The organism is Azospirillum sp. TSH58, from assembly GCF_003119115.1.
GTDB lineage: Bacteria > Pseudomonadota > Alphaproteobacteria > Azospirillales > Azospirillaceae > Azospirillum.
Genome location: NZ_CP022364.1, coordinates 2,819,099 through 2,836,381, shown reverse-complemented (window position 1 = coordinate 2,836,381; position 17,283 = coordinate 2,819,099). Strand labels below are relative to the sequence as shown.

At 68.4% G+C, this 17,283-nt stretch carries 16 protein-coding genes; 6 read left to right on the top strand and 10 right to left on the bottom strand.

The annotated features are described in order from the left end of the window. Window positions 1–112: 112 nt before the first annotated feature. From TSH58p_RS16910 to TSH58p_RS16885, 6 genes are all read right to left on the bottom strand, one after another. On the bottom strand, window positions 113–625 hold the full coding sequence (locus TSH58p_RS16910; protein ID WP_109069703.1) for a pentapeptide repeat-containing protein: 513 nt from the start codon (window positions 623–625) through the stop codon (window positions 113–115). A gap of 80 nt (window positions 626–705) precedes the next feature. Beyond that, window positions 706–1,200, bottom strand: coding sequence for a thioesterase family protein (locus TSH58p_RS16905; RefSeq protein ID WP_109069741.1), 495 nt, complete (start codon window positions 1,198–1,200; stop codon window positions 706–708). 140 nt (window positions 1,201–1,340) lie between these two features. Further along, complete coding sequence (gene metH / locus TSH58p_RS16900; RefSeq protein ID WP_109069702.1) at window positions 1,341–4,832, bottom strand: methionine synthase; 3,492 nt, start codon at window positions 4,830–4,832, stop codon at window positions 1,341–1,343. 53 nt (window positions 4,833–4,885) lie between these two features. Next, window positions 4,886–5,365: a DUF29 domain-containing protein gene (locus TSH58p_RS16895; RefSeq protein ID WP_109069701.1), complete on the bottom strand. Its 480-nt coding sequence runs from the start codon at window positions 5,363–5,365 to the stop codon at window positions 4,886–4,888. A gap of 53 nt (window positions 5,366–5,418) precedes the next feature. Further along, window positions 5,419–6,300, bottom strand: coding sequence for a methylenetetrahydrofolate reductase [NAD(P)H] (metF, locus tag TSH58p_RS16890; RefSeq protein ID WP_109069700.1), 882 nt, complete (start codon window positions 6,298–6,300; stop codon window positions 5,419–5,421). Further along, window positions 6,297–7,280 (bottom strand): metalloregulator ArsR/SmtB family transcription factor, encoded by a 984-nt coding sequence (locus TSH58p_RS16885; RefSeq protein WP_109069699.1) that lies wholly within the window; start codon window positions 7,278–7,280, stop codon window positions 6,297–6,299. The genes metF and TSH58p_RS16885 overlap by 4 nt, the downstream gene beginning before the upstream one ends. A gap of 409 nt (window positions 7,281–7,689) precedes the next feature. On the opposite strand from TSH58p_RS16885, the gene TSH58p_RS16880 reads away from it, so the two are divergent. The 3 genes from TSH58p_RS16880 to TSH58p_RS16870 all read left to right on the top strand — a co-directional run bounded on the left by TSH58p_RS16880 (window position 7,690) and on the right by TSH58p_RS16870 (window position 10,851). Continuing rightward, complete coding sequence (locus tag TSH58p_RS16880; RefSeq protein ID WP_109069698.1) at window positions 7,690–8,466, top strand: VacJ family lipoprotein; 777 nt, start codon at window positions 7,690–7,692, stop codon at window positions 8,464–8,466. A 93-nt stretch (window positions 8,467–8,559) separates the two neighbouring features. Beyond that, the gene (locus TSH58p_RS16875; RefSeq protein WP_109069697.1) at window positions 8,560–9,177 is read left to right on the top strand and encodes a phospholipid-binding protein MlaC; all 618 of its coding nucleotides are present in this window, start codon (window positions 8,560–8,562) and stop codon (window positions 9,175–9,177) included. A 192-nt stretch (window positions 9,178–9,369) separates the two neighbouring features. Beyond that, window positions 9,370–10,851, top strand: a complete 1,482-nt coding sequence (locus TSH58p_RS16870) for a pentapeptide repeat-containing protein (RefSeq protein ID WP_109069740.1) — start codon at window positions 9,370–9,372, stop codon at window positions 10,849–10,851. A gap of 51 nt (window positions 10,852–10,902) precedes the next feature. On the opposite strand, the gene ettA is transcribed toward TSH58p_RS16870, so the two are convergent. Beyond that, the gene (ettA, locus tag TSH58p_RS16865; RefSeq protein WP_109069696.1) at window positions 10,903–12,579 is read right to left on the bottom strand and encodes an energy-dependent translational throttle protein EttA; all 1,677 of its coding nucleotides are present in this window, start codon (window positions 12,577–12,579) and stop codon (window positions 10,903–10,905) included. Window positions 12,580–12,702: 123 nt separating this feature from the next. Here ettA and TSH58p_RS16860 point away from each other — a divergent pair, with 123 nt between their 5' ends. After that, window positions 12,703–13,170 carry a YaiI/YqxD family protein gene (locus TSH58p_RS16860; protein WP_109069695.1) on the top strand — a complete coding sequence of 156 codons (468 nt, stop codon included), beginning with the start codon at window positions 12,703–12,705 and terminating at the stop codon, window positions 13,168–13,170. A 19-nt stretch (window positions 13,171–13,189) separates the two neighbouring features. Here TSH58p_RS16860 and TSH58p_RS16855 read toward each other — a convergent pair whose 3' ends face one another. Together TSH58p_RS16855 and TSH58p_RS16850 are read right to left on the bottom strand one after the other, a co-directional pair. Beyond that, complete coding sequence (locus tag TSH58p_RS16855) at window positions 13,190–14,515, bottom strand: exonuclease domain-containing protein (RefSeq protein ID WP_109069694.1); 1,326 nt, start codon at window positions 14,513–14,515, stop codon at window positions 13,190–13,192. 98 nt (window positions 14,516–14,613) lie between these two features. Beyond that, window positions 14,614–15,192, bottom strand: a complete 579-nt coding sequence (locus TSH58p_RS16850) for a hypothetical protein (protein WP_247873992.1) — start codon at window positions 15,190–15,192, stop codon at window positions 14,614–14,616. Between the two features lie 525 nt (window positions 15,193–15,717). Here TSH58p_RS16850 and TSH58p_RS16845 point away from each other — a divergent pair. Continuing rightward, the gene (locus TSH58p_RS16845; protein ID WP_247873991.1) at window positions 15,718–16,158 is read left to right on the top strand and encodes a hypothetical protein; all 441 of its coding nucleotides are present in this window, start codon (window positions 15,718–15,720) and stop codon (window positions 16,156–16,158) included. A gap of 213 nt (window positions 16,159–16,371) precedes the next feature. Beyond that, window positions 16,372–16,761 (top strand): hypothetical protein, encoded by a 390-nt coding sequence (locus TSH58p_RS16840; protein ID WP_109069738.1) that lies wholly within the window; start codon window positions 16,372–16,374, stop codon window positions 16,759–16,761. Window positions 16,762–16,780: 19 nt separating this feature from the next. On the opposite strand, the gene bfr is transcribed toward TSH58p_RS16840, so the two are convergent. Further along, complete coding sequence (bfr, locus tag TSH58p_RS16835) at window positions 16,781–17,266, bottom strand: bacterioferritin (protein ID WP_109069692.1); 486 nt, start codon at window positions 17,264–17,266, stop codon at window positions 16,781–16,783. Window positions 17,267–17,283: the final 17 nt, after the last annotated feature.

Genomic DNA, 17,283 nt, shown 5'->3' with positions numbered 1-17,283 from the left:
CCTTTCCACTGCGCTTTGAATAAAAGGCTACCGCAGCGGGAAAGAGACGGGCAAGCGACTTTCCAGATGGGTTATTATATTACAATTGAGAGGAAATTTACTTGCCAGTTCCTCAATTGCATTGGCCCACGGATTTCTCGGCACAGACCGTCGTGCCGTCGATCCAGGTGGCGCCCGACAGGTCGGCGTGCCGCAGGTCCGCCCCGCCCAGCCGCGCCCCGGTGAAGTCGGCCTTCTGAAGAATGGCGTTCACCAGCTTCGCGTTGCGCAGGTCGGTTTCCTTCAGGGATGCCCCCGTGAGGTCGGCCCGCGTGAAATCGGCTTCGATCAGGCGTGCGCCGTCGAGCTTTACCCCCGGCATGGTGGCGCTGAAGAATTTCGCGCGGTAACCGTCGGTCTCCGACAGGTCGGCGTCCTTCAGCGTGGCCCGCTGGAAGGTGGCGTCGCGCAACATCGCCCCGGCCAGCTTCACAGACGACAGATCGCGCCCGTCGAAATAGCAGCGGCGCCAGTTCACCTTCGGCTGCGCCGGGTCGGTGCATTCGGCCAATGCGGCGGAGGGGACCAGGGCCGTGCCCAGGAAGGTGGAAAGTACCGCGAAGGCGGCGAAAATTGTCGTCTTCATGCGCCAACAGATAGTGTCGCGCAGGCCGAATGACAAAGGGTCCGGCGCAACAAAAGACCGTGGCGGGCAGCGACTTACCGTCACGCCCCCTTCGGCGTCCGCAGCCCGACCGAACGCCCGGCCTGCGGTGGAACGGGCAACGCCGCGTGCTCCGCCGCGGTGGAGGCCAGCCGCTCCACGGTGTCCGGCGCCAGCGGAACCGACCGGCGCTCCGCCAGATCCACATGGATCAGAACGAATTCCGCCGTGGCGGCGAGGAAGCCGTCCTCCTCGTGGCGCATTTCGTGAAACAGATGCAGCCGCTTGGTGTCCGCGCCCAGGACCAGGGAGGCGAAGGTCAGACCGTCGCCCTCCGTCACCTCGCGGGCGTAGGTCAGGTGCGCCTCCACCGCGAACATCGACCGCCCCTCGCCCTCCGCATAGGCCTTGCCGATCCCGAAATGGTCGAGCACGGCGTCGGTCGCGTGATCGAAGGCAAGCAGATAGTAGGCCACGTTCATGTGGCCGTTGTAGTCGATCCACTCCGGGCGGACGGTTTCCCGGTGCAGGTGAAGCGGGGTGGGCGAATGATTCATGCCGTCAAGCATAAGCGATGCCGCCGCTCTTTGGGAACCGGCTTGCATGGCCAGCCAGAGGGGGTCAGGACCGGTCCCGGAGGTGCCTCCTTCCCCTTGCAACGGGGAAGGAGGCGATGCCCCGGCTCAGACGATCCGCATCACACGCTGAAATACTTCGCCCGCGGGTGGTGCAGGACGATGGCGGACGTGCTCTGCTCCGGGTGGAGCTGGTGCTCGTCCGACATCTCCACGCCGATCCGCCCGGCGTCGAGGAGCTTCAAGAGCTGCTCCTGGTCGGCGAGGTTCGGGCAGGCCGGGTAGCCGAAGCTGTAGCGGCTGCCGCGGTAGGCCTGCTGCAACAGCTTCTCCTTGTCGCGGCTGTCCTCGGCGCCGTAGCCCAGCTCGGCGCGGATGCGGGCGTGGACGTATTCCGCCATCGCCTCGGTCATCTCCACCGACAGGCCGTGCAGGTAGAGATAGTCCTGGTAGCGGTTCTCGGCGAACCACTCCCGCGCCACCTCGGCGCAATGCTGGCCCATGGTGACGATCTGCAGGCCCAGCACGTCGCGCTCGCCGTCGTTCACGTCGCGCAGGAAGTCGGCGATGCACTCCCCGTCCTCCTTGGCCTGACGCGGCAGGGTGAAGCGGGCGACCTCGCTGGTCCCGTCCTCGGCGAACAGGATGACGTCGTCGCCGTCGGCCGCCGCCTTCCAGTAGCCATAGACCGCCTGGGGCCGCAGGATCTCCTCCTTCGCGGCGATCTGAAGAATGCGGTCGAGCACCGGGCGAAGCTCCTTCTTCGCCCACTCCTTGAACTCCTCGAAGGACTTGCCGTCCTTCCGGTAGCCCCACTGGAGCTGGTAGAGCATGCGCTCGTTCAGGTAGGTCACCAGCGTCTTCAGCGGCACATGCTCGATGACCTTCGGCCCCCAGAAGGGCGGCGTCGGCACCGGCACGCCTTCGGCCAGCCGGGCGCGGCGGGCGCGGGCGGCGTCCTTGTCCACCGGCCCGACGGTGGCGCTCGTCGCCTGCCCGAGCACGCGGCGGCGGTTGACCGCCCGGCCCGCCCGCTTGGCCTGCTGGATGGCGAGCTGCTGGTCGAAGCTGCCGCCCACCACCTGATCCATCAGGGTCAGCCCGTCGAAGGCGTCGCCCGCGTAGGCCACGCGGCCCGAGCCGTAGGAGGCCACGCAGTCCGTCTCCACATAGGCGCGGGTCAGCGCGGCACCGCCGAGCAGGACCGGAACCTCCAGCCCCTCGCGGGTCATCTCCTCCAGGTTCTCGCGCATCACGACGGTGGACTTCACCAGCAGGCCGGACATGCCGACGGCGTCGGCCTTGTGCTCCTTCGCCGCCTGGATGATCGCGCCGACCGGCTGCTTGATGCCCAGATTGACGACCTTGTAGCCGTTGTTGGTCAGGATGATGTCGACGAGGTTCTTGCCGATGTCGTGGACGTCGCCCTTCACGGTGGCCAGCACCATGGTGCCCTTCTGCTGGCCGTCCATCTTCTCCATGTGCGGCTCCAGCCACGCCACGGCGGCCTTCATGGTCTCCGCGGACTGGAGCACGAAGGGAAGCTGCATCTTGCCGGCGCCGAACAGCTCGCCCACCACCTTCATGCCGTCGAGCAGGTAGGTGTTGATGATCTCCAGCGGCGGGTGGGTCTTCATCGCCTCGGCGAGATCGTCCTCCAACCCGGTGCGGTCGCCGTCGACGATGCGCTCCTTCAGCCGCTCCTCGACCGTCTCGGCGCGGGCCTTCTTCTTGGCGTCCGCCGCCTTGCGGCCCTCGAACAGGGCGATGAAGGCCTGGAGCGGGTCGTACCCTTCCGCACGGCGGTCGAAGATCAGGTCCTCGGCGGTCTTGACCTCCTTCTCGGGGATCTGGTGCAGCGGCATGATCTTCGACACATGCACGATGGCGCCGGTCATGCCGCGCTTCACCGCGTGGTCGAGGAAGACCGAGTTCAGCACGTGGCGCGCCGCCGCGTTCAGGCCGAAGGAAACGTTGGACAGACCCAGGATGATCTGGCAGCCCGGCATCTCGCGGCTGATCGCCTCGATGCCCTCCAGCGTCCAGATGGCCAGCTTGCGGTCGTCCTCGTTGCCGGTGGCGATGGTGAAGGTCAGCGGGTCGAACAGCAGGTCGTGAGCCGGCAGACCGAACTCGTTGACCGCGAGATCATAGAGGCGCTTGGCGATGGCGAGCTTGCGCTCCGGCGTCTTCGCCATGCCCTCCTCGTCGATGGTCAGCGCGATCACCGCCGCGCCGAACTTCTTGGCGAGCGCGAGGCGCTTGCGGGCCGGCTCCTCGCCGTCCTCGAAGTTGATCGAGTTGAGGATCGCCTTGCCGCCGTAGAGCGCCAGCGCCTTCTCCAGCACGATGTATTCGGTGGAGTCGATGACCAGGGGAGCGGTGACCGAGCCGGCGAAGCGCTGCACGACGGCCCGCATCTCCGCCACCTCGTCGCGGCCGACGAAGGCGGTGCAGACGTCCAGCGTGTGCGAGCCTTCCTTCACCTGCTCGCGCGCCATCTCGACGCAGCCGTCCCAGTCGTTCCTCTCCTGAAGCTCGCGCCACTTCTTGGAGCCGTTGGCGTTGCAGCGCTCGCCGATGGCGAAGAAGGCGTTCTCCTGGCGCAGCGTGACCTGGGAATAGAGCGAGGCGACCGCGGGCACCCAATGGACCGTGCGGCCCTTCGGGTTCGGGCGGTGCGACCCGGCCGGGGCCAGCTTGCGCAGCATCTGGTTGGCCGCCGCGATGTGCGGGACGTTGGTGCCGCAGCAGCCGCCGACGAGGTTCACCCCGTCCTCGGTCACGAAGCGCTCCAGCCAATGGGCGAAGTCGTCGGCGCGCAGCGGGTAGTGAGTCTTGCCGTCGACCAGTTCCGGCAGGCCGGCGTTCGGCTGCACGGAAACGAGGCCCGGCCAGTTCTGGGTCAGCCACTTCACATGCTCGCTCATCTCCAGCGGGCCGGTGGCGCAGTTGAGGCCCATCAGCGGCACGTCGAGCGCCTGGATCACCGTGGCCGCCGCCGCGATGTCGGTGCCGACGAGCAGCGTGCCCGTGGTCTCCACCGTCACCTGGACGAAGACCGGCGTGTCCGAGCCGGCCTCGGCGCGGGCGCGCTTGATGCCGTTGACGGCGGCCTTGATCTGCAGCGGGTCCTGGCAGGTCTCCACCAGGATGGCGTCGGCGCCGCCGGCGATCAGGCCGGCCGCCTGGACGAAGAAGCTGTCCTCAAGGTCCTGATAGGGGATGTGGCCCAGGCTGGGCAGCTTGGTGCCCGGCCCGACCGAGCCGATGACGAAGCGCGGCTGCCCATCCTTGAAGGTCTCAGCCGCCTCGCGCGCCAGTTCGACCGCGCGCTGGTTGATCTCGAACGCCTTCTCGGAGATGCCGAACTCGCCCAGCGTCACCGGAGAGGCGCCGAAGGTGTCCGTCTCCACCATGTCCGCGCCGGCCTCGAAATAGCCGCGGTGGATCTCCCGCACGATGTCCGGGCGCGACAGCGGCAGGATGTCGGTGCAGTTCTCGTGCCCCCAGTAGTCCTTCTCCACATCGAGGTCGAGCGCCTGGATGCGGCTGCCGAACCCGCCGTCGCAGAGCAGGACGCGGTCGCGGAGAGTGTCGAGAATGTGCGGCATGGGAAGGGTCTGGTCCGTTTCGGAAGGAAGGTCGGGCGGAAAAGGTCGGGAGTTCAGCGGTTATTCAAGGCCATGGCGGTTCGTGGGCCACCAGTCGTGGTCAAGCACCTGCTCCAGCGTATGGGGCAGTCCTGCGGAACAGCGCCATCGGAAATGCCGTCGCGGGCAAGGCCGAGGACCGCCAGGCGGCGGGCGTCCCGATAGGCGCGGGCAAGGTCCGTTTTTCTGCGAAGGCTGGGGCTGGCGTCGATCTCGTCCCAGGCGGCGATGCGGTGATCGACCACCGATTCCCGCCACCCCAACCGGGGATCGGAGGCCGGCGAATGTTCGAGCTTCAGCAGATGCTCGATCACCCGCTTCAGAGCGCTGCCGAGCGCCTTGGCATCCGAACGCCCCATGCCCTCGATCTCCTCCGCCACATGCTCCCAGTCGATGGGCGTGTTGAGGCGTTCGCGGGCGGCTTCGCGGAGAAGGCGGGCCTGTTCCTGGGTCCAGGCGTAGAAGTCGTCGTCGTAGCCGATCCGGCTGTCCATGGCCCTTCCTCCGCGACCGCGATCATCCGCAACACCCTAGCACAGGGGGGCGGTCAGGACACCGCCGGCTGCTTCGCCTTGACGCCCAGCATCCGGCAGATGGCCAGCGTCAGCTCCGAGCGGTTCAGCGTGTAGAAATGGAAGTCCCGGATGCCCTGGGCCTGGAGCGCCTGGCACTGCTCCGCCGCCATGGTCGCGGCGACGAGCTGCCGGGTCTCCGGATCGGCGTCCAGACCTTCGAAGGTCTCGGCGAAGCGCTGGGGCATCGCCGCCCCGCACTTGCCGGCGAACTCCACCGCGCGGGCGAAGTTGGTGATCGGCAGGATGCCGGGCACGATCGGCACGGTGATGCCGGCGGCGGCGCAGCGGTCGAGGAAGCGGAAATAGGCGTCGTTGTAGAAGAAGAACTGGGTGATCGCCCGCGTCGCCCCGGCGTCCACCTTGCGCTTCAGGTTGTCGAGGTCGAACTGCGCGCTCGGCGCCTCCGGATGGGATTCCGGATAGGCGGCGACGGAAATCTCGAAGTCGGCGACCTTCTTCATCCCCGCCACCAGATCGGCGGCGTAGGCGTAGCCGCCGGGATGCGGGACGTAGCGCCCCCCCACCCCGCCCTCGGTCTCCGGCGGATCGCCGCGCAGGGCCACGAGATGGCGGATGCCGGCGTCCCAATAGGTGCGGGCGATGGCGTCGATCTCCTCGCGCGTCGCGCCCACGCAGGTGAAGTGGGCGGCGGCGGGGATGCCCGTCTCCTTCTGGATGCGCGTCACCGTGTTGTGCGTGCGCTCGCGCGTCGAGCCGCCGGCCCCGTAGGTCACCGAGACGAAGGACGGGCCGAGCGGGGCGAGGCGCTGGATCGCCTGCCACAGGCTCTGTTCCATCTTCTCCGTCTTGGGCGGGAAGAATTCGAAGCTGACCGACGGGGTGCCGGACGTCATGACTGGGCTCCGCTGATGGAGAGGATGGAGGGATCGGCCGGGGATGCGCCCTTCGCGGCGCGCACCGCCGGCCAGATGGATACGGTAAGCGGTTCGCCCGGCAGATGCACCACGGCACCGCAGTCCAGACCGCAGTGGCGGCACCAGGCGGCGACCTCCGCGTCGGAGAAACCGAGCCGGCGGTGCGCGTGCTCCGCCCGCAGGGACTCCAGGGCGTGGGGAGCGAAATCGACCACCAGCAGCAGGCCGCCGGGCCGCAGCACCCGCGCCGCCTCGGCCAGCAGATCGGCCGGCGCCTCCGCGAAATGCAGCACCTGATGGACGACCGCCGCGTCGAAGGAACCGGACGGAAAGGGAAGCTGGTACATGTCCGCCTGCCGGACATGGCAGTGGCGGAGCGCCGTGTCCTCCAGCTTGGTGCGGGCGATCGACAGCATCTCGCGCGACTGGTCAACCCCCACGGCGCGCCGGGCCCGCGGACCCAGAACCTCCAGCATGCGGCCGGTGCCGGTGCCGATGTCCAGCAGATCGCCGATCCCGTCGGCGGGGATCAGGCGCAGCAGCGCCTCCTCCACCTCGCGTTCCGGAACGTGGAGCGAGCGGATCTCATGCCAGCGGGCGGCGTTCTCGCGGAAATAGCTGGCCGCCGCCTCGGACCGGCTGCGCTTGATCGCCTCCAGCCGCTCCAGGTCCAGCGTCAGCGTCGGGTCGTCGGACGGGATCGCGTCGACCAGCACCCGCGCCAGCTCGGCCGAGGCGCCGCGTTCCGTCAGGCGGTAGAAGGCGAAGGTGCCTTCCCGGAAACGGTCCAGAAGCCCGGCGTCGCACAGAAGCTTCAGATGGCGGGACACCCGCGGCTGGCTCTGCCCCAGGATCTGGGTCAGCTCGGTCACCGTCAGCTCGCCATGAGCGCACAGCGCCAGCAGCCGAAGCCGCGTGGTCTCCGCCGCCGCCTTCAATGTCGCAAGCAGTTCGTCCATGACCGCCGGCACCGTCCTGAAACGCCCCGAAGGGCCGGCCGGCCACCGCGGCCCGCCATGCTGGATACAGATATAAAGATATCTTTATGCAGCGTAAACACGTTTTCACCGGCCCCCCTTCCAATCGGGGGGCACCGGCCGACGCGACACCCGGACGCGACGCGAAGGGCGCGGCAATCCTACCACATAGGGCGGTATCCGTATGGTGACCTCGCGTGGCACGCTGGTCAAAAGGCGGCGCCTGTGTTAGGCACGGAACAAAGGGATCGCACGGATTTTCCGGGCGATGTCCTGTCCGGCAGCGTCCGTTGCCGCCCGGCGAGGGGTCCAGCCCTTCGGACGTGGCGCGACGGGGCCGCGGAAACGGATGCCCCGCCCAAAGTCGTGTCCCCAGAAAGAGCCGTCGCCGATGAAGCTGGCCAACCTCTCCCGCTCCCTTCTTCGCTCGGCCGCCGTGGCCGTCGTCGCCCTCGGCATGGCGGGCTGCGCAACCGCGCCCGGCAGCAACGAAGCCGACGTCACGGTCAGCGATCCGCTGGAGATTCCCAACCGATTCGTCTTCGCCGTCAACGAGACCGCGGACATCCTGCTGATCCGCCCGGCGACGGAGGTGTATGTGGGCGTCGTCCCCGACCCGCTGCGCCAGGCGGTGCACAACTTCATCCAGAACCTGCTCGGCCCGCTCTACATCGCCAACAACCTGCTGCAGGGCGATTTCGAGGGCGCCCAGGTCGCCACCGGCCGGTTCATGACCAACACCATCCTCGGCATCGGCGGCCTCGCCGACGTGGCGACGGAGGCCGGCATCGGCGACCGTCCGGAGGATTTCGGCCAGACGCTGGGCGTCTGGGGCGTCGGACCGGGGCCCTACGTGGTGCTGCCGTTCCTCGGCCCGTCGAACGTCCGCGATACGCTGGGCTACGGCGTCGACACGCTGGCCGACCCGTTCCGCATCGGCACCAACGCCGCCGGGGCGGACAACGCGATGTACGGGCGGACCGCCGCCGCGGGCCTGGACCGCCGCTCGCAGCTCCTGCGCGAGATCGACGACCTGCGCAAGAACTCCCTGGACTTCTACGCGACGGCCCGCAGCCTGTACGCGCAGCAGCGCCGCGCGGCGATCGCCAACGACATCGCGCCGGCGACGCCGGAATTCCCCGATTTCGACGAACCCGCCAAGAAATAAGGAGGAGGCCTGCCGCGGTGCGACCGTCCGCGCTCGATCCTTTAACCGATTGAGTGTTGACAAAGCCCCCGCGGCAGCCACTTTTGCCTTGCCATGCTGACACGTCGCCTGTTTCTCGTGTGCGCGGCCCTGCTCGCGGTGAGCAGCTGGGCCGCCCGTCCCGCCGCCGCGCAATCGGCTGATCCGGGCGCGACCGCGTTCATCCAATCGCTGGGTAACGAGGCCGTCGCCACCTTCTCGAACAAGAGCCTGTCGCGCGAGCAGGCGGTGCAGCGTTTCCGCAGCCTGCTCTACCAGGGCTTCGACGTGGCCTACATCGGGCGCTGGGTGCTGGGCCGCTACTGGAACGCCGCCACGCCGCAGCAGCACGACGAATACCAGAAGCTGTTCGAACGGCTGATCGTCAACACCTACGCCGACCGCTTCGTCGAGTATTCGGGCGAGACCTTCCGGATCACCGGGTCCCGCGTGGAAGGCGAAGCGGACACGATGGTCTCCACCCAGATCGTCCGCCCCAGCGGCCCGCCGGTGAATGTGGACTGGCGCGTGCGCAAGCGCGACACCGCCTACAAGATCATCGACGTGGTGGTCGAGGGCGTCAGCATGGGCGTGACCCAGCGGCAGGAGTTCGCCTCCGTCATCGGCCAGAACGGCGGACGGGTCGAAGGGCTGCTCCAGGCGCTCCGCCAGAAGGTTGGCAGCGCCGGCTGATCCGCTGCTCCGCGCGCCTGGAACCAGGCCATCTCAAGGGCTGCCTTCGGGCGGCCCTTTTTCATGTGCGCCTTTTCATGGCTTCTTTTTTCATGAAGGTCCGAACGGCGTTTCCGTGACGAACTCCGCCGGAAGAGGTATGGTCGCGCCCGAAGCCTCTCTTGTGTGTTGCAGCAGCGGGCGCCCCATCCGATGGCCGACCGGACTCCGAACGAGATCGACGAGATCAAGGCGATCATCCTCGCCCACCAGACGTGGTTGACGCGCCGCGGCGGGCGGCGGGCCGACCTCAGCTTCCGCGATCTTTCGAATCTCAACCTCGACCGGGTGAACCTGAACGGGGCGAAGCTGGCCGGGGCCAATCTGGTCGGCGCCCGCCTCGTCCGGGCCGACCTCTCGCAGGCCGACCTGTTCGGCGCCGACATGGAGGGGGCGAACCTGACCGCCTCGACCCTGATCGGGGCGGATCTGCGCGGCGCCAACCTGCACCGGGCCATCCTGACCGACGCCAACCTGCGCGGCGCCGACTTCCGCGCCGGATCGCTGATGAGCGGAACGGGCGACAAGCCGCGCAGCGACGGCGTCACCCGCCTGACCGAGGCGAAGATGGAGCGCTCCATCCTGGCCGGCGCGAACTTCACCGGCTGCGACCTCAGCGGCGCCGACCTGAACGACGCCGACCTGACGGGCGCCGACATGACCGCGGCCGTCCTGGTCGGCGCCGATTTCTGGGGCGCCACGCTGGACGGCGTGACCTTCGACGGCACCACCATCGACGAGGCGACGCTCGACCGCAACTACCTGCCCGCCTCCCTACCCGAGAACGCCATCGTCAAGCCGGCCTACAAGCCCATGCCGTCGGGCGCCTTCCTGGAGGCCGTCGCCGAGCATGAGCGGTGGGTGAACAGCCAGGGAGCGGAGGGCCGCCATCTCGACCTCGACCTCGTGTCGGTGATCGGGGCCGACCTGACGGGGCGCGTGCTCGCCGCCGCCCGGCTGCGCCGCTGCCGCCTGATGGGCGTGCGGCTGCGCAAGGCCAGCCTGGAGATGGCCGACCTCTCCTACACCGAGATGATCGGGGCCGACCTGACGGAGGCCTGCCTGAACGGCACCAACCTGCGCCGCGCCGGGCTGGCGCGCGCCGTTCTGGCCCGCGCCGACGCCCGGCCCGCCCGCCTGTCCGGCGACCGCCCCTGGCCGGCCAATTTCGACGGTGCCAACCTGACCGGCGCCGACCTGCGCGAAGCCCGGATGGAAGGCGCGGTGCTGCGCTCCGCCAAGCTGGGCGGGGCGAAGCTCGACGGCACGGGGATCACGGTGTCGGAGGACACCGCGCCACCGCCGCCTCCGGCGCCGGAGGAACGGCGGGCGCAGAAGCGCTACGCACAGCCCTGTCTGATCGTTCAGACCGACCGTGGCGCCCATTCCTCCCGCAACTGGTCGATCGGCGGCGTCAGTTTCTACGCTCCGGACGATCGGTTCGAGGAGGGCGAGACGATCGAAGGTCGCCTGTCCATCACCGGACGGGACGACATCATGGCCACCGCGCGGATGGTCGTGGTGCACAAGGGCGCCGGGAAGGGACAGGTGTCCGTGCGCTTCCACCAGTATGGCGACGACCTCAAGCAGCTCCTGAAGACCGCCTTCCTGGAGCATCAGAAGCTGGAGGGATGACCGGGGAACGCTCCCCCTCCCGGGACGGGAGAGGGAGGTTGCCGGAGCCGCTTAGGAACGGACCAGCGGCTTGTACTTGATGCGGTGCGGGTTCACCGCATCCTCGCCCAGACGGCGCTTCTTGTCGGCCTCGTAGGCTTCGAAGTTGCCCTCGAACCACTCCACATGGCTGTCGCCCTCGAAGGCCAGGATGTGGGTGGCGAGGCGGTCGAGGAACCAGCGGTCGTGGCTGATGACCACGGCGCAGCCGGCGAAGCTCTCCAGCGCCTCTTCCAGCGCGCGCAGCGTGTCGACGTCCAGATCGTTGGTCGGTTCGTCGAGCAGCAGCACGTTGGCGCCGGACTTCAGCATCTTGGCGAGATGGACGCGGTTGCGCTCACCGCCGGACAGCTGGCCGACCTTCTTCTGCTGGTCCGGACCGCGGAAGTTGAAGGACGAGACATAGGCGCGGCTCGGCATCGACTTCTTGCCGAGGTCGATGATGTCCAGCCCGTCGGAGATTTCCTCCCACACGGTCTTGTTCGGGTTCAGCGAATCGCGGCTCTGGTCGACATAGCCCAGCTTCACCGTCTCGCCGACGCGGAAGGTGCCGGCGTCCGGCCCGTCCTGCTCGGTGATCATGCGGAACAGGGTGGTCTTGCCGGCGCCGTTCGGGCCGATCACGCCGACGATGCCGCCCGGCGGCAGGCGGAAGGACAGGCCGTCGATCAGCAGGCGGTCGCCGAAGCCCTTGTTGATGCTCTCGGCCTCGATGACGACGTTGCCCAGGCGCGGCGGCGTCGGGATGACGATGCGGGCCTCGCCCGTCGTCTCCTTGCCGCTCTCGGCCAGCAGCGTCTCGTAGGCGGAGATGCGGGCCTTGCTCTTGGCCTGACGGGCGCGCGGGGACTGCCGGATCCATTCCAGCTCGGTGGCGAGCTGCTTCTGGCGGGCCTCCTCGGCGCGGCCTTCCTGCTCCAGGCGCTTCTGCTTCTGCTCCAGCCAGGAGGAGTAGTTGCCCTCCCACGGAATGCCCGACCCACGGTCGAGTTCGAGAATCCAGCCCGTCACGTTGTCGAGGAAGTAGCGGTCGTGGGTGACCAGGACGACGGTGCCCTTGTAGTCCTCCAGGTGCTTCTGCAGCCACGCCACGGACTCGGCGTCCAGATGGTTGGTCGGCTCGTCGAGCAGCAGCAGGTCGGGCTTCTCCAGGAGCAGCTTGCACAGCGCGACGCGGCGCCGCTCACCGCCGGACAGCTTGGTCACGTCGGAATCGCCCGGCGGGCAGCGCAGCGCGTCCATGGCGATCTCGACCGTGCGGTCGATGTCCCAGGCGTCGGCGGCGTCGATCTTCTCCTGAAGCTCGGCCTGCTCGGCCATCAGCGCGTCGAAGTCGGCGTCCGGGTCGCCCATCGCCTCCGACACGGCGTTGAAGCGGTCCAGCAGGCCCTTGGTCTCGGCCAGGGCCTCCAGGACGTTCTCCTGCACCGTCTTCGTCGGATCGAGCTGCGGCTCCTGCGACAGGTAGCCGACCTTGGCTCCCTGCGCGGCCCAGGCCTCGCCCGAATAGTCCTTGTCCAGACCGGCCATGATCTTCATCAGCGTCGACTTGCCGGCGCCGTTCACGCCGAGGACGCCGATCTTCACGCCAGGCAGGAAGGACAGCCAGATGTTGTCCAGAACCTTCTTGCCGCCGGGGTAGACCTTGGACAGGCCCTTCATCACATAGACATATTGATAGGACGCCATGCGCCGCTCCGACCCTTCTGCACAAAAAGGAAAAATCCAGGACGCCACCCGCGGCGCCACTTCGCTCGCCCAGGGTTTTAGCGCATAAGGACGCGGCATGAAACGGCGAAGGAGGGAGGACGGGTGGTCGAGATTTATGTGGATGCCGACGCCTGCCCAGTAAAGTCCGAAATTTACCGGGTGGCCGGGCGCAACGGGATCAAGGTCTGGATCGTCAGCAACGGCCCGCTCCGCCTGCCCGGCGAATGCCTGTCGGAACTGGTCGTCGTCGGGTCGGAGTTCGACGCCGCCGACAATTGGATCGCCGAGCACGCGACCGAGGCCGACATCGTGGTCACCGCCGACATCCAGCTGGCCGACCGCTGCGTCAAGAAGCGCGCCGTGGTGATCGGCCCGACCGGCCGCCCCTTCACCGAGGACAGCATCGGCTCGGCCATCGCCACCCGCGCGCTGATGCAGGACCTGCGCGACATGGGCGTGGTCAGCGGCGGCAACAAGCCGATGAGCCAGCAGGACAAGTCGAAGTTCCTGCAGACGCTCGACCAGGCGGTGCAGGCGCTGAAGGCCGGGCGGCGGCCGAAATGGCGGTAAGGCGCCGGTCCGGCGAGGCTCACTCCGGCAGCGCGTCGGCCTGACCGGCGGCCTGACCAGCGGCGATGGCCCGCGCCTGCCCGTGCGTGGCGATCCCCCGCTGGTCCAGCCGGGTCAGCAGCGCCGCCGCCAGTTCCGCCTCGACCAGGGCGGGGGCGAAGGGGCCCGTGCGGCGGTCGGTCGCGACGCCGAAGGCGGCGGCCAGACGGTCCGGCGAAGCCCCCTCCAGCGCCGGGTCGAGCGCCGCGGCAAGCCGGGCGAGGTCGAGCGTCGGCGGCGTCTCCGGCTCCGGCAGGCCGGCGTCGCGGCAGGCGCGGGCCAGCGTGCCGAGCGCCCGGTCCACCCCCCAGCCGACCACCGCGCAGCCGCGCAGGGCGTCGGCGATCACCGGCCAGGCCGCGGCGAAGGGGCGGGCGCCCTCCACCATCGCCGTGGTCACGCCGTGGATCGCGGTGCCCTCCGCCGGGATCGGCGCGCCGGGATCGACGAACAGGTCGAGCGACAGGCTGCGGAAGACGCGCGGTCCGACCATCCGCACCGTGCCCACCGCGACGACGGCCCCCTCCTCCGCGTGCCCGGTGGCGGTGGCGACCCACAGGCTGACCATCGGCAGGGCCAGCAGCGGGTCCTCGTCGCCGAGATGGACGGGACGGGCGTTGGGGCGCAGGAGCAGCCGCTCGCCGGAGAGCAGCGGCTGCGCCTCCCCCGCCTTCGCCGGGAAGACCAGGGCGATCCCCGACTGGAGCCCCAGATCCTTGACGCGCACCGGCACCTCGCCCCCCTGGGCGCGGCGCAGCAGGGCGGAGACCATCTGGCCGTCCTCGCGCGCCCGCTCGATGGCGCGGAACAACTCGGGGCGCGACAGGTGGTCGTAGATGTCGGCCCCCGCCGCCAGCCCGAGATGGGCGGAGGCCGCTGGGTTGAGCGTGTCGATCCGCCCGAAATCGTCCAGCACCACCACCGGCTCCTCCAGCGCGGCGATCACGCCCGCCAGACGCTCGCCCGGGCGGCTCTCGCCGTGGCGGCCATGGCGCAGCGCCTCCGCCGCCGCCCGCGCGAGGTCGCCGGCCTCATCCTCCTTCGCGTCGGCGGCGAGGGAGGCGGCGCTGCGCCCGCGCCACCCCGACAGGGTCTCGCGCAGCCGTCCCAGATCGCGAAAATGGCGGTTGAGCCGGGCGAAGGCCATCCACAGCGCCAGCACGCCGAGCCCGACGGCCCCCATGTCCAGCAGGGAACGCTCGGGATCGGCGACGGCCAGCCGCCCGATCTCCACCCCCAGGAAGGCGAGCGCCATGCCCGCCACCGCAAAGCCCAGCACCGCCGAACGCCACGCCCCGCCCCGCATCGGGCCGCCTCCACACACCGTCAGGAAGTCGGGACTGTAGCGCCCCCGGAGGCAAGCGGAAAGGGAGCGGGCGGGTCAGCCCTCCCGCTCCTGCCCCGCTAATCCGCCGCGAAGCAGTAGAGCAGCCCCGCCCCGCCCGTGCCCTTCAGGGCGTCCTGGCTGCAGCCGCCCCGCGTCAGGTGCGAGCTGTTCCAGGATTTGGCCGGCGGGTCGTCGCTCAGCCCGATGCGGTCGTGATGGCCGACCATGGCGGCGCCCTCCGTCCCGCTGCGGGTCCAGTTGCCGCAGGTGCGGTCCTCCGCCCCGGCGAAGGCCGTGCCGTCCGGCTGGCTGCCGGTCAGGATGTCGTGGGTGTTGGGGGTGTCGCCGCGGCCTTTGACCGTCTCGCCGGTTTCGGTCAGCCCGGTCTGCTTGGTCAGGCCGTTGGTGGCGTGCAGGTCCTCCACGCTGCGGGCGATCACCTGCCCTTTCGCGTTCTGCCAGGGACCGGCGCCGATGCGGTCGCGGGCGTTCACCGCGGGCCGGCCATCCGCCGCCTGGGTGGACAGATAGGCCTTCCAGTCGCGGTTTCCCGCACCGACGGCCTGGGCCAGTTGCCGGCAATGGCGGTCCGCTCCCTCCAGGCCACCGAGATCGGCGCCTTTCCCAGGCCCGACGCTGGTGATGAAAAAGCTCATGCCCGCGGAACCTGCGGATGTCTGCGCCGGTGCCGGGGCTGCCGACAGCAGCACGACCGCGGAAATTGCAGCGCCGACGCAAGCCCCAAAGATGTCGCGGTCCATGGATGCCCTCCCCTGACTTGTTTTTCGGACGATGGTGCTTCCTGGACGCTGGTGTGGACGGCTTTATTCCCACGTCCCTTCGGATCATCCCCCAGCCGCATGGCCGATCCTTCTTTTTTCCCCTTCCGATGCGGCGCGAAATCCTTATCTTCCCTGGCGGCCTCGCCCCGCAGGCCCGATCAAAAATCCCCAAATCAAAATTTTTTAATACGAATTTCGAACCATTTTTCCCTCATATCACTCGAAAGCTTCGTGCAACTCAAAATAATTATGAGAATGAACGCGAACAAACACACGCCCCCGTTATCTCGTTTTTAAAGATTCAAAGACTTATTTGGATGCTGTTAATCGCTCATTAAGGCCGTTTTGGCAGATTTGGTCTTGCGTTCTCCTTCACATTTTTTGGGTCCGGCGATGGTGATGGTCTACCACCCTTACGCGCTCCAGCATCGGCAGGAACGGCGGTCCGGGCGCAGGCTCGCGCTGGCCCTGATCATCGCGCTCGGCCTGCCCCTGGCGGTGGGCGCCGGCTACACGCTGGAGACGGTGCGCGGCTACGCGGTGCAGGCCCGACTGGCGCAGGCGGTGGACGCGGCGGCGCTGGCCGGCGGACGGGTGATGTTCGACGACCAGCGGGACGGCCACATCCGCAGCTTCTTCGACAACGCCTTCACCAAGAGCTTCCTGGGCGCCCACGCCGCGGTGCTGAAGATCGAGGACGACACGCGCAGCGGCGTGCTGACGGTGCATGGACAGGCGACGGTGAAGGCGCTGTTCACCCGCGTGCTGGGCGGCAGCGATCTGGTCGTGGAGGCGCAATCGGTCGTCCGCCGCAACGTCCGTGGCCGCAAGGGGGCTTAAGCCCTTCGAACCGCAACCCTCGGCGCCGTCGGACGGGCAACCACCACGGCGCCGCTCCCCTGCCCCACTTTTTTAAGGCATCGGGAAGGTTTGCGCTGATACCATGCGGGACCAGGACCTTCCACAACCCGTCGCGTCCCCGTGTCCAGCATCCCGTCCCTTCCATCGCCATCCGGCGCGCCGTCCCTGTCGGGGATGAACCGCATCCGGCAGATGCTGGCCAGCGAAGCCATCGCGGTGCAGCCGATCCGGCACGTGCCGGGGGAACAGGAACGCCGGCGGTCCGATGATATCTCGGCCACCGACGACGCGCTGAAAAGCGGTCAGCGGGCGGAACTGGGCGGAGCGGAAGGCAACCGCGCCGGCCGCGCCGGTTCCTCGAAATTCGCGCTGGACGACGCGGAGGCCGGCGACGGGCCGGTGACCGGGACGTCGCCGCGCCTCAGCGCGATGCCAAACGCCGGGTTCATCGCGCAGAGCATTCATCAGGACGCGATGGGCAGCGGGCTGCACATCGAACCCTGGTCCGCCGCCATCAACGCCTACCGCAAGGCCGACGCCGCGGCCTATGCGGCCGGTGCGTCGGCTGGGATGTCCGTCTAGACGGCCCTTTGACGGTCGGTCAGGACGACGAATCGTCGCCGTAGATCTGCTCCTGCTGGTAGGCGGTCAGGCCCACGCGCTGGATCAGGTCGAGCTGGGTCTCCAGCCAGTCGATGTGCTCCTCGGTGTCCTCCAGGATCTCCCGGAAGATTTCGCGGCTCTGATAGTCACGCACCGCGTCGCAGTCGGCGATGGCCTCCAGCAGATTGCCGCGGTTGTGGCTCTCGATGCCCAGGTCGGCGGTGAACATCTCCGGCAGGTCCTCGCCGATCTTCAGCTTGTGCAGGTCCTGAAGGTTGGGAAGACCTTCCAGGAACAGGATGCGCTCGATCAGCTTGTCGGCGTGCTTCATCTCGCCGATGGATTCCTCGTAGACCTTGCCCGCCAGCCGGTGCAGGCCCCAGTTCTTCAACATGCGGGCGTGCAGGAAATACTGGTTGATGGCCGTCAGCTCGTTCGTCAGAATCGTGTTGAGGTGCCGGATAACCTTCGGATCACCTTTCATCTACCCCTCCGTCTTGA